The sequence below is a fragment of the Enterococcus sp. AZ040 genome, from assembly GCF_050499185.1.
Classification (GTDB): Bacteria; Bacillota; Bacilli; order Lactobacillales; family Enterococcaceae; genus Enterococcus_D; species Enterococcus_D entomosocium.
This window is the reverse complement of record NZ_JBMHEW010000001.1, coordinates 3267641-3279402: the sequence shown is the minus strand read 5'-3', so window position 1 is coordinate 3279402 and position 11762 is coordinate 3267641. Positions and strand designations below refer to the sequence as shown.

The window sequence follows — 11762 nt, the reverse complement described above, 5'->3', positions numbered from 1 at the left end:
TTTTAGATACAATAATTTATATGTGTCACTCTATTTTTGTGTTCATAAACTCGTAACTAAATCATTGTTCAATGAAAATTTAGATTTATGAGTATTTGGACAAACCTTGGATGTGGTCAGATACTTAATAGTATTTGATACCTTGCTCATAGTGATGGTTATTTTTTATTGTAAGTAACTATACAGATATAGTTTGAAAATAGAATTTCTTATTTTCCATACTCACAAAAAATGCTTTTAATTCAGTGATTGAATTAAAAGCATTCTCATTTTACCAATTATATTTTGTTGTTAATGTTACAGTGTTGTAGCCTGATTTTTTAAACTGATGATACCCTAAAGATTTAGGGCTAGTGTGCAGTATACCAAACGTTGCTTGTGCGCTTCCATATTTGCTATTTTTTACTGTATTCTGATCGCTGTTTATGAGTTTTTTTCCAGATGTATAAGACTCACATTTCGACCAGATAGAATCTTGTGTTTGACTAGCAGTTGAAGTAGCCACAAAAACTAGATTAGATTTTGATAGATTTCCTTTTACTGAAATAGAAGAGCGTGTGAGTGCATTCGACATTGTTGCTTCGTTTGAGTCAACAACTTCAAGTAGATTTCCTTGTTCGCTTGCAAGGGCTGTCGTCGAGACATTGAATCCTAAGATGCTTAGCAAGAATGTAAAAAGTATAATTTTTCTTTTCATTATTGATTCTCCTTTACTGATTCGCTCTAACTTCATGAGTGACCGTTGAATAACCTGATTTCTTAAATGTTGAATTTGCATAGGTATAGTTTTTTGACACACTTACTGGGGCATGATTTGTTTTAACAGAATTATACGCTGTTTTTGTTTTAGTAGAAGACTTATCATTTTTCAGTACACCGTTTGAATTGTAGAGCCGTGATCGTACAAAGATACTGTCCATCATTTTAGCCGCTTCTCCAGTTGCAGAGGACGCTGCACTTATTGGAGCGAGTGTGTAATGGATTGTAGCAGTCGTAGTACATTTGATGGAAGACCGTGAAACCCCATCTGTCATGGAGCTAGAATCACTATTCGAGATGACTATTTCTTCTAAAATTGGATCTTCTTGAATATTTCCACCTTCTTCAGAGGCGTATGCAAAACCTGGTAGTGTTGTAAGTGGTAAGAGACCCAGTACCCCCATTTTATATAGTGCTTTTTTCATTGTGATGACCTTCTTTCTTTTTATTTTCAAAGTTACCCTTCAAGATGAAAACAATAAATAATACTGCTTTCACGAAAGAGAAACTGTGATTTACTGTATCCAGAGGAACCTCTTTTGCTAACAATAACTGGAAAATAAACGGAACAACTATTGGCGAGATTATGACGTATATACAATATACGAAATATGCGAAAATTAAGTTATTTACGAGATTTGCTGTTTTTTTCATATTTTTCCACCTACTTACTATTTTTTATGAGTACAGGATTTGAGAAATCAATTTCAGTAATAGAATATATCCCATCGTCCATTTGATATGGCGACAGAACATCAACTAATTGAAAAATACTGTTTTCTTTTTTTGTGACGGGAATTTTAATCGGAATCCTATACAATTTATTATCAGAGATTTCATACACGGTGTTTGGAGGCAGTTCATTTTTTTCTATGAGAGAGCCATTTATAAAGGGAAGAATTGAGTGTCTGCTGTTCTCATTACTAGTTTGTCCCAAAAGAAGCTCCACACTGTCATTAGATCTTTTTTCAAGTTCGAGGATCGCTTCATTTGAAGATTGAACATTTACCATTGAAATTCTGGCGTTGTAATCGTTCGTATCATTATCATTAAGAAATTTAATGGACTGAGGATAGGTACTGTTGTTAGTCAAATTGAATCTTAGTCCCATAACTGAGTATTCTAAACTTCTTTCTAAGGTCATCGAGTCGTTCGATTTCGGATATTTAAAAAGTAAAATCATTAGTTCGTTTCCCTCAGAAATATTGTCTATTGAAAGGTCTATATTTATTTTCTGTTTATTGGTCAATGAAAATATGTTTGCCGAAGTAACTTCTTCTCCATTAACTTCATAGGGAATTTCATGCAAGTCCTTTAATATGTTTAAGTAATAAAGGTATTGTCCCTCCATATCTTGGATAATTTCAAGATCCCCTGAAAATGAAGATGAGCCACTTTGGTTTATTTGTGTACCTACATCAACTATCTGACCATTACTATCACGTAATCCATAACTTATGGTGTTTTCGAAAACAATAGTTTGAGTTTCTTCGGACTTAGGATTAGTTAATAAGAGGCCGGGCAAAACTAAAAAAATAATTATGGATAATGCAACTGTTGAAAGTATGGCAAATAATAATGGTGTTTTTTTATTTTTAAATATTCTCTTTCTCATCATTCACACTCCTTTTCCATTTACATTTTCATAATGACACATATCTATTTACTTTAAAGGACTAATCTGTTTACATTTCAGGTTTACGAAGGGATGTAAACCTGAAGTTTACGTAGTGTAAATAGAACGATACTTATAAATACCATTATTACAATGTATACTAAGAGAAAAATTTAGAATAGGAGAACGAAATGAAAAAAATATTTACGTTATTTATATTAGGAGTAGGTATTCTTTTTTTTCCAGCAACGGGACTTGCGCACGAAAATGAGGAGTTAGTATTTGACCTTGATTCAACAACTATTAGAAGCGAGTCATCGTATATAGATGACTCGGGAGAAACTATTGAACTAATGATTGAAAATATTTCATCCGGTACTAGGGTAGGTAAAGGGACATACAAAGTCTCGAAAAAAAGCACGGGTAATTGGTTAGTATCGTACAATGTGACTGTCAACTCGAACAAACAATTTACAGCTGCAACTAATTTAAATATGACCACTTATCAAGGGAGTATTACTTCAAGTTCTTTGAGTAGCAATTCATCAAGAGCTATCTGTAACTTCAAACACAAGATTGGAACAATGACTTCTAATGCGAGCGTGACGACGACTATTTCAAATGGTAAACTGGTTGTAAAATAATAAGTAGGTGTATTTAATGATGGAACTCGGGGAAAAACTTAAGTCACATCGGGAAAACAAAGGATTCTCACAAGTGTTTGTAGCTGAAAAGCTTAATGTTTCAAGACAATCTATTTCAAAATGGGAAAATGACCGAGGCTACCCTGACTACGACAACTTAATTCTACTGAGCCAACTTTATGAAGTTTCTATTGGAGAGCTACTCGATGAGAATGAAAAGTTGAAGAAAAAAATTGAACATAATAATGAAGATATTGCCAGCAAGAAACAGAAGCTCCAACTTTTACGAAATACGCTGGGAAAAGATGAAAGTCTGGTTTTAATTGGTCTTTCAGCGCTAGCATCGTTCATATTTCCAGTGGGCATTATTGTGTGTATGTTCGTATTTGTCAGAAATAAGCGCTGTAATTCATACTATAAATTAATTTGGCTTATCAGCATTTTAGCACTGGCGTTAAATTTATATGCTGGATACGGACACTTAGCAAATTATATGGGGTGGGGATCAGTTTCGATCGAACAGATTGAATAACGTCAAAATCAGTAGGAGTAAGAATGAAAAAACGAAATTTACTTACTGTTTGTAATGAAAGAAGAAGCGTCAATCAGCAAAAATTAAACTATGCGGAAGAATTTCTGCTATTTAGGGGTAAAATTCAGGAAGAACTGTATTCTGATAAAATATTTCTGACACTGATTGATAAAGAAAAGGGATTAGTTCAAGAAAGAGATAAACTATTAAATGAGTAGTACCATTCTATGGTGAAGACAATTTTAATTCTGAAGGTGTAATAGTAACTACTAAAAGTAAACTTTTCGTTTACCTTTAGTAGTAAACCGATGATGTAAACTTCTCGTTTCTTTCATTTTTTTCATATTTCAAGGATACTTAGTGTATAAAAAATGAAAGAGGGATCAAAATGAAAAAATCTATCGTAACAACTATGTTAACAGCAATAGTTGCAACCACTGTATTTACAGCTTTTGGTGGTGCAGTAACTTATGCTAAAGCAGAAACAATGGAAGAAACTAATGAACTTATTCTTCCTGACGAAAATGCACCAATTTTTTCGGACGAAGGAGCAGAGTACTTAAACGTTCCTGAAATTAATCTTGATAATGATACAAACTTGTACTCGGAAGGCATACAAGTAAATACTAGAGTAGCTCAATATAGAATGTGGAGAATTGAATCGAAAACATCAGCTGGTACATCTTATGGCGCATGGAGAAATGGACCATCTGGAAAGGGAAAAGCAACATTGTCAGCCACTAACTCAAATACTTCTAGTAGATCTGTTTCGTCTTCGATTTCAGGTAGTTATCCAATTGGTGCCGATAAAATCGGAGCATCGTTGGGAATTACAATTGGGCAATCAAAGACTTACGGAGTATCTTATTCTATAAATATCCCCGCAGGTAAAAGACAACAAATAATTTTTAGACCAGTGTACAAATCTACAAAAGTAGTACAGCGTGAGTATATAAGTGGAGTCAAAACAAAGACAGCTAGAACCGCTACTGTAAAAACCTTTAGTCATTGGGATTACTCATTTAAAAACCTATAAGGAGAAAAAGATGGAGAAACAATACATTTATAGTTTATTTATCGGATTCATTTTATTATTTCAATTACAATTGATCAGTTACTGTAACTATCTTTTGGTTAAACAAGGTACAATCAATGGTGTTTTAGATCCTTATTTATTACTAAAAACGCCATTAGTCGTTATCCCCGTCTTGTTTATTTTATATTGTGCATACGGCATTTATAAAACGATTAAGAAACGATAAAAAATTAGTGCGCGTGTTAATTCTTCCCCAAATTAACATAATCTCGATATGGATTTCTAAATTAAGAAAAAACTATAAAAATGTGGTCACCATTAAAATCACTCAAAAATGATTGAGTGATTTTTTCAGTTTTCATTATATGGAGTGTTCAGAAAATGACGATTTCCTGAACACTCTTTTTAAATGCCATAATTGAAATTTATTGCTCTATTCTTGTGTACATAAACTCGTAACTAAATCATTGTTCAATTAAAAATTAGATTTATGATTATTAGGACAATTAATATAAAGGGACAGAAACATTAAAAATCAGTAATCAAATGGAATGAGATATGAGTGAAACAAGAGGACACTTTCTACAGTTTTAATAGTCAGACTACTCATTAGTATCAAAAGAAAAAACGTTGATTCTCTCTCATTTTCGCATCAAAATTCTTCAGTAATTGACCTGAAGGAAAAACACTTTATTCTTGTACAATTTGCTTAAAGCAGTTAGACTTATCCGGCCCTAAAATTTAGAAGCTTCGTTCTAACTCTCTGAGCCCGATCATTCGTAATCGGGTATTTTTGTTCTGCAAATATTATTAATAAATATAAAACTGATTTATAGGAAAGCCGAAGACATTTTAAAAGTTTATTATCTTTATAATAACAATTCGGAGCGTAAGGTAATGCCTCGCTAAAAAATAACTTATAATTCTTGAGAAGGAAAAACCAAAGAAATAAGCTAAACGAAAAAAAAAATTTAGACATATATTAATTTTTGTATAAATAAAACACTTAATAACGTGGATTATTAAGTGTTCTCATTTTTTGTTTAAAAAACTATTCTCCTAACAAATGAATAGATTACTTACGTGGAAGGAGGCCTAAAGGGAAAAAATGGCTATTTGTCAATAAGGACTGATGAGTTGTGCAAAATCAAATCTGGGTCAGAATGAACCTCATTCTGGCTCAGATTTTTTGTTATCTCACTTTGATTAATTGACTGATCAAAAAGATTCTAATTCTCATGTTCTCGAATGATTTAAATCTGTAGGATACTCGTTTCATTGTCTTTATGTGGGTATTCTTCGCTTCTATTTTTCCATTGGAATAAGGATAGATCATTGCGTTGGTGATGCCTTCTTCATAGGTCAGAAGGTTTTGAAGCTTCTCCCGAAAGCTGTCATCTAACGTTTCGGGAAGTTCTGTCAATAAGGAGAAAAATAAGTCAGGGTCTTTGTCTCGAAAGGCTTCAACTAATTCATGAAAAAAGGGATACGCCTCCTTCAGGGGCGTAGAAAACTCAAGCAATCGATCAATCATCATTGCTTCAGTAAGAAATGGGTATTTTGGTGCTCGGAAACTTTTCCATGTTTTGTATTCATAATGGTTGATGTTTGCACGATTTTTTAGCAAAAAGCGCCAGTTCTTTTTCAGTTTTTCTGCCTGGCTTTTCTGTCCGGCTTTACGAAGTTCATTCATTTCACGGATACGCAACTCATTGAACGCTTGATTCATGTGTTTGACAATATGAAACCGATCAATCACTACTTTCGCATTTGGCAGAACACGTTTGGTGAGCTGGAAGTAGGCGGCGTTCATGTCTGTCACCAAGAATTCTACTTCTTCTGGATTGGTACAACCTAAGAAATAGCTTGTTAATCGAGGTAATTTACGCGTAGGCAAAACATCTATTAATTTTCCTGTTTCGCCATCTGCGCAAATAAAGCTCATTTTATCTTCTATGGAAGCATGCGAACGAAATTCATCAACCATCAATACTCTGGGGAGAATCTTCTTAGATTGCTTTGGTAAATAGCTTTTAAACTCTTTCAATGTACGAATAACGGTGGTCAAAGATACCTGACAGCTTTTCGCAATAAAAGATAAAGATACTTTTTCAGTCAGTAAAGAAGCAATTTTATATCTAACATGATTTGCGATTGAATGTCTGGGTTGGACAAAATAACTTTGAGCAGTCCAATGGGTTCGGCAGTTTTTACAGGTATAGCGCTGCTTTTTTAGGCGCATAACCAAAGGCATATGATTGTATTGTTCAAAACGGACAATCGTTTCCTTCTTCCCATTTTTCACTATAATTGTTTTCCCGTTTCCATCTACCACAGTAGAACCACAACTTCTACAAGCACGAGGAGTAGGCGAGAGAACAGCATCGACGACCAACGTCTTTTTCTTCTGAAGGGTCTCGTAAGAGATCTCTGTAATCATCAAATCTTTCTCTGTTATTCTCAACATTTTTTTGATAGAATCATTCATATAGCATATCGTCCTCTCAGTTGTTTATTTTGTGGTGATTTAATCATACTAGAGAACGATATGTTTTTTAATACCTAAAATGAAAATGGGGCTGAAGAATCAATTCTGATTCATCAGTCCCATAAATTATAGAGCCAGAATTTTTTCTCTGTATTCTCCTGCTTTTTTTGAGAACAGAAACAACAAGCTTATTCCATGCACCCATTTTCTAAGAGTGAGCAATAAAGTAAATCAAGCCCATTATTGTTGCATATGCAACAATAATGGGCTATTATAGTGCTAGATAGGGAGGGGATAGTTCGTGGAGGATATACTTCGTGAGATAGGTTCGATCAGTAGAATGTTGGAATCCATTGCTAATATTGAATTTAAAGAGGTTCAACTCAGTAAAGGACAATACATTTACTTAGTTCGTATATTTGAAAATGAAGGAATTATTCCTGAACGATTAGCCGCCCGGATCAAAGTTGATCGCACGACTTTGTCCCGGGCGGTAAAAAAGTTAGAGGAAAATGGGTTTATTCTAAAAGAGTCAGACAAAGAAAATAAAAAAATCAAACACTTATACACAACCGCCAAAGGGAAACAAGCGGTTCAATTAATCATAAGAGAAAATAACTATTCAAATAAAGTAGCGATTCAACAGTTATCTGCTTTAGAAAGAAAAAATCTTGCGGAAATGCTGAAAAAAATAAAATCTTCGGTAGAAGTTGATTGGGTCAACGTCAAGAATGGGATCAAAAGAGACTATTAAACGAATAACGCCGCTGGGGAGATGGGATCTGATTGAATGTACATTCATGCTACCTAGGGTAGGAAGCACAGGTAGCTGATATTTTGTTAAAAAGGATATAGCTCGGCTGGCTGCTGAAAAAACAGAGATCCTGAAAAATAAAGGACATGAATTTGTTCAAATAAACTAAACAGGAGTGTAGAGAAAGTGAAGAAAATAATGATCGATCAAGAATTTTGGGCACTATTTCCAGAAGCACAAATCAACTGCCTTGTTGTAAAAAATATAAACAATGTTGCCGATGCTGCACACGAAACGTTTTTTACTGACTTGCTAAAAAGTAGTAAAGAACAAGCGAAGCGCTACTTAACGACCGACACCTTCAGTGAAAACCAAGTGATCCAAGAATGGCGAAGTGCTTTTCAGCAATTTAAAACGAAAAAAGGGGTACGCGCTTCCATCGAAGCACTGTTGAAACGGGTGAATCAAGACAGAGAATTTTCTCCCATCAATCCTTTAGTAGATATTTATAATAGTATTTCCTTGAAATATGGTGTCCCTTTAGGCGGAGAAGACCTCGATACAATCGTTGGCGACCTTCATTTAGGCGTTGCAAAAGGTGGCGAATCTTTCTTTCCCTTAGGTGCAGATACTGATTCCCCAGCCTTGGAAAAGGAAGTCATTTACTATGATGAGAAAGGTGCAATCTGTCGATGCTTAAATTGGCGGGAAGCTCAACGTACGATGCTAACAGAAGAGACCACCAATGCTGTTTTATTCATTGAGTCGATCAATGAAACGCAACGGGCTCGGGCGAATGAAGCAATCAAAGAGTTAAGTCTGTTGATTCAAGAATATTTTAACGTAACAGGTAATGATTATGTGCTAAGTAAAGAAAGTCCTGAAATCATTTTGTAGGGGTGAGCTTCTTGTCTCTAGGATTAGGATGTACACGTACTTTTTCTCGATTTTGCATACCATTCTCTCATTTTGATTGATCGGTCATCGTGAAAATCTTGACCCAAATATTTGGATGTGCAATAATTAGGTGGAATTTAAATAATGACATTAGATTTGTTCGCCGGAATAAATCTTATTGAAGTCAGAAAAACTAACCTTAGGCTTTTATGGTTAGTTTGTCTGACTTCTTTTTTGTTTTAGGAGGTATAGGCAGATGTTAAAAGAACAATTGAAAGAAAAAGGAAAGAGCCCTAACCAGTCGGGACTTTCCAGTAAAGAAGCAGAAATGAAGCTAGAAAAATATGGGTTTAATTCCATAGAAAGCAAAGACGAGAAGCATTTTTATGACTATTTGAAAGAGTCGATGAAGGATTTTACCATCTTGATTTTAATCGTTGCAACGCTCTTATCTAGTTACGTTGCATTTCAAAACCACCCTGATGATTTTACGGAACCAATAGTCATCTTTTCAATTGTCATTCTTAATCTATATTTGTCGATTCGACAGCAAAAAAATGCGGAAAAATCAATGAGTGAATTAAATAAGATGAGTGTTCCCGTAAGTAAAGTATTCAGAGATGGGGCGTTAAAAGAGATTGAAAGTTTGAACATTGTTCCTGGTGATATTGTTCAGTTGGCATTAGGGGACCGTATTCCAGCAGATGCTAAGCTTCTAACTAGTAGTAATTTCTTTGTTGATGAATCGTTTCTAACTGGTGAAAGTGAACCAAGTGAAAAAGACCCCACCTATATTTCTTCTAAAGAAGATTCTTTAGGGGACAGAAAAGACTTGGTTTTTTCTGGCTCATTAGTAGTCACAGGAAAAGCAAACGTTCGAGTTGAAAAGACAGGAATGAATACGGAAATTGGTAAAATATCGAGCTTATTAAGCAAGGAAGAAACAACCATAGCACCTCTACAAATAAAAATGCAAAAACTTGGGAAAGTTCTAGGACTAATCGCTATTCTCTCTGGCTTTCTAGCGATTGCTATAGGAATCAGCAAAGGATTGTCTTTAGAGACCAGTATCATGACCGCAATATCAATGGCTGTTGCTGCTATTCCAGAGGTTTTGCCAGTCGTAGTAACAATCTCTCTAGCTGTTGGGATGAGGAATATGGCACTGAAGAAAACCATCGTTAGGACTCCTTCAACAGTAGAAACCGTTGGAGGTGTTTCGATTATCTGCTCAGATAAAACTGGAACAATTACCGAAAATAAGATGATCGTGAAAGAAGTTATTATGATGAAGGATAGACTGACTTCCTGCTTAGAAATAACAGAAGAGAAGGAAAAAAATCTCTTATTTCTCTTCTATCTTGCTAGTTCGATGGAAGAAAATGCAACAGTAACCAGTAATCCAACAGAGTTGGCGATCAGAAAAAAACTGGCATCGCTCTTCACTAAAGAGGAACTAGGTAAAGTCGCTTCAACCTTTGAACAGATTCATGAAGTTCCCTTTGATTCAAAACGAAAAAGAATGACTGTTTTATATAAAGTAAACAACCAGTATGTTTCTGTCACAAAAGGGGCTTTTGATCGCTTGGATCTCATTGATGCGAACAACCCCACCTACGTGAACAAGCATGATGAGTTGGCCAATCAAGCATACCGTGTTTTGGGTGTTGCTTATAAAAGATACGATGAAAAACCTACACGTCTTACTGAAGAAATTCTTGAAAGTCAGCTAGAGTTTGCAGGATTTGTCGGGATTATCGACCCGGCTCGACCCGAAAGCTATACGTCTGTTTCTATTGCAAAACAAGCAGGGATTCAAACCGTAATGATCACAGGTGATCACTTACTGACAGCAAAGAAAATCGCAGAGGATGTAGGAATTCTCACCGATGGGAAAAAAGCAATGACCGGAGCGGATTTACATGAAATGAGCGATGAAAAATTAGCCCATGTGATTGATGACTATCGAGTCTTTGCCCGTACTTCCCCAGAAGATAAAATTCGAATCGTAAAAGCATTTCAAAAAAATGATGAGATTGTCGCTATGACTGGCGATGGTGTCAATGATGCACCTGCATTAAAAGCAGCTGATGTAGGGATCGCAATGGGAGGTGGCACAGAAGTAGCAAAGGAAGCTTCTGATATGGTTTTAGTAGACGATAATTTTGCGACGATTGTTCAGGCGGTTGAAGAAGGACGACGGGTATACAGCAATATCAGAAAATCATTATATGCGATGCTAGGTTGCAACATTTCTGCACTGACGATCGTTTTAATTTCCTTGCTCGTTGGGTGGGGAGCACCTGTTACAGCGGTTCAATTGTTAATCATAAAAGTAGTTGCAGATGGAATCCCAGGAATGAGTCTAAGTATTGAACCAGTCGATAAAAAAGCAATGGAGGAAGCCCCTATCACTAAATACACGAGCATTTTTGCGCAAGGATTATTGGTAAAAATTGTAGAAATTTCAATTGTTTTTACAGGCGTCACATTAGGCGCGATTCTAATTGGACGTCTAGAATCGATAGAGGTTTCTCAGACAATGACATTTATTGTATTGGGGTTATCAACTATTGTGCATATGTTTAATTGTAGAAGTAAAGAATCTATCCTGAAGCTGCGTTTTTTGAGCAATCCGTTGTTAGTAATGACAACCTTCATAGGTGCATTGATCATTATCTTGTTAGTAACGATTCCATTCACGCAAACCATTTTTGGCTTTGTCTCTCTTCGTGCAGTTGACTGGCTATGGGTAATCGGCTTATCCATTTTTCCTTTAGTGTATATTGAAGTGAAAAAATACTTTGGCTTGTTTTAATGTGAATGATAGGAAGAGAATCTTCTATTAACATATTTTCTTGAGAAATGAGGGAGGGCAAAAACTGGGAAGTTTTTGCGTCTCCTTTAATTATTTACAGATGCTTATGATTTCTGGTTTGATATTATTTAGAAGATATCAGAATGCACAACAACTATTGTTGTAAGGAAGGATTCGGTAGTATATTTCAGGTAAATCACCAGAAGTAGCTAAAAATCC

Annotated in this window: 11 protein-coding genes; 7 read left to right on the top strand and 4 right to left on the bottom strand. The window is 35.2% G+C overall.

Going from position 1 to position 11762, the window contains the following annotated elements; genetic code table 11:
• Window positions 1-271: 271 nt before the first annotated feature.
• The 3 genes from IGK63_RS15130 to IGK63_RS15120 form a co-directional block, all read right to left on the bottom strand.
• On the bottom strand, window positions 272-697 hold the full coding sequence (locus tag IGK63_RS15130) for a hypothetical protein (RefSeq protein WP_086372436.1): 426 nt from the start codon (window positions 695-697) through the stop codon (window positions 272-274).
• 13 nt (window positions 698-710) lie between these two features.
• Entirely contained in the window at window positions 711-1184 is a 474-nt protein-coding gene (locus IGK63_RS15125; RefSeq protein WP_086298851.1) for a hypothetical protein, read from the bottom strand.
• A 239-nt stretch (window positions 1185-1423) separates the two neighbouring features.
• The gene (locus IGK63_RS15120; RefSeq protein ID WP_086332761.1) at window positions 1424-2374 is read right to left on the bottom strand and encodes a hypothetical protein; all 951 of its coding nucleotides are present in this window, start codon (window positions 2372-2374) and stop codon (window positions 1424-1426) included.
• A gap of 191 nt (window positions 2375-2565) precedes the next feature.
• Between IGK63_RS15120 and IGK63_RS15115 the strand changes: the two genes are divergently transcribed.
• The 4 genes from IGK63_RS15115 to IGK63_RS15100 all read left to right on the top strand — a co-directional run bounded on the left by IGK63_RS15115 (window position 2566) and on the right by IGK63_RS15100 (window position 4586).
• Complete coding sequence (locus IGK63_RS15115) at window positions 2566-3018, top strand: DUF5626 family protein (RefSeq protein WP_086372435.1); 453 nt, start codon at window positions 2566-2568, stop codon at window positions 3016-3018.
• Between the two features lie 16 nt (window positions 3019-3034).
• Window positions 3035-3550: a helix-turn-helix domain-containing protein gene (locus tag IGK63_RS15110; RefSeq protein ID WP_218568917.1), complete on the top strand. Its 516-nt coding sequence runs from the start codon at window positions 3035-3037 to the stop codon at window positions 3548-3550.
• 23 nt (window positions 3551-3573) lie between these two features.
• On the top strand, window positions 3574-3768 hold the full coding sequence (locus IGK63_RS15105) for a hypothetical protein (protein ID WP_086332758.1): 195 nt from the start codon (window positions 3574-3576) through the stop codon (window positions 3766-3768).
• A gap of 170 nt (window positions 3769-3938) precedes the next feature.
• Entirely contained in the window at window positions 3939-4586 is a 648-nt protein-coding gene (locus IGK63_RS15100; protein ID WP_086332757.1) for a hypothetical protein, read from the top strand.
• A gap of 1192 nt (window positions 4587-5778) precedes the next feature.
• On the opposite strand, the gene IGK63_RS15095 is transcribed toward IGK63_RS15100, so the two are convergent.
• Entirely contained in the window at window positions 5779-7074 is a 1296-nt protein-coding gene (locus IGK63_RS15095) for an ISL3-like element ISEfa11 family transposase (protein ID WP_086332755.1), read from the bottom strand.
• Window positions 7075-7375: 301 nt separating this feature from the next.
• Here IGK63_RS15095 and IGK63_RS15090 point away from each other — a divergent pair, with 301 nt between their 5' ends.
• From IGK63_RS15090 to IGK63_RS15080, 3 genes are all read left to right on the top strand, one after another.
• A complete protein-coding gene (locus IGK63_RS15090; protein ID WP_016612560.1) occupies window positions 7376-7828 on the top strand; it encodes a MarR family winged helix-turn-helix transcriptional regulator in 453 nt (150 codons plus the stop codon).
• A 198-nt stretch (window positions 7829-8026) separates the two neighbouring features.
• Window positions 8027-8725 (top strand): B3/B4 domain-containing protein, encoded by a 699-nt coding sequence (locus IGK63_RS15085; RefSeq protein WP_016612559.1) that lies wholly within the window; start codon window positions 8027-8029, stop codon window positions 8723-8725.
• A 256-nt stretch (window positions 8726-8981) separates the two neighbouring features.
• Window positions 8982-11543: a cation-translocating P-type ATPase gene (locus IGK63_RS15080; protein ID WP_429972533.1), complete on the top strand. Its 2562-nt coding sequence runs from the start codon at window positions 8982-8984 to the stop codon at window positions 11541-11543.
• Window positions 11544-11762 lie beyond the last annotated feature (219 nt).

What these genes read in the sequence shown, in the direction of transcription:
- IGK63_RS15130 (WP_086372436.1), bottom strand. Translation starts at nt 697, where the DNA reads ATGAAAAGAAAAATTATACTTTTTACATTCTTGCTAAGCATCTTAGGA.
- IGK63_RS15125 (WP_086298851.1), bottom strand. Translation starts at nt 1,184, where the DNA reads ATGAAAAAAGCACTATATAAAATGGGGGTACTGGGTCTCTTACCACTT.
- IGK63_RS15120 (WP_086332761.1), bottom strand. Translation starts at nt 2,374, where the DNA reads ATGAGAAAGAGAATATTTAAAAATAAAAAAACACCATTATTATTTGCC.
- IGK63_RS15115 (WP_086372435.1), top strand. Translation starts at nt 2,566, where the DNA reads ATGAAAAAAATATTTACGTTATTTATATTAGGAGTAGGTATTCTTTTT.
- IGK63_RS15110 (WP_218568917.1), top strand. Translation starts at nt 3,035, where the DNA reads ATGATGGAACTCGGGGAAAAACTTAAGTCACATCGGGAAAACAAAGGA.
- IGK63_RS15105 (WP_086332758.1), top strand. Translation starts at nt 3,574, where the DNA reads ATGAAAAAACGAAATTTACTTACTGTTTGTAATGAAAGAAGAAGCGTC.
- IGK63_RS15100 (WP_086332757.1), top strand. Translation starts at nt 3,939, where the DNA reads ATGAAAAAATCTATCGTAACAACTATGTTAACAGCAATAGTTGCAACC.
- IGK63_RS15095 (WP_086332755.1), bottom strand. Translation starts at nt 7,074, where the DNA reads ATGAATGATTCTATCAAAAAAATGTTGAGAATAACAGAGAAAGATTTG.
- IGK63_RS15085 (WP_016612559.1), top strand. Translation starts at nt 8,027, where the DNA reads ATGATCGATCAAGAATTTTGGGCACTATTTCCAGAAGCACAAATCAAC.
- IGK63_RS15080 (WP_429972533.1), top strand. Translation starts at nt 8,982, where the DNA reads ATGTTAAAAGAACAATTGAAAGAAAAAGGAAAGAGCCCTAACCAGTCG.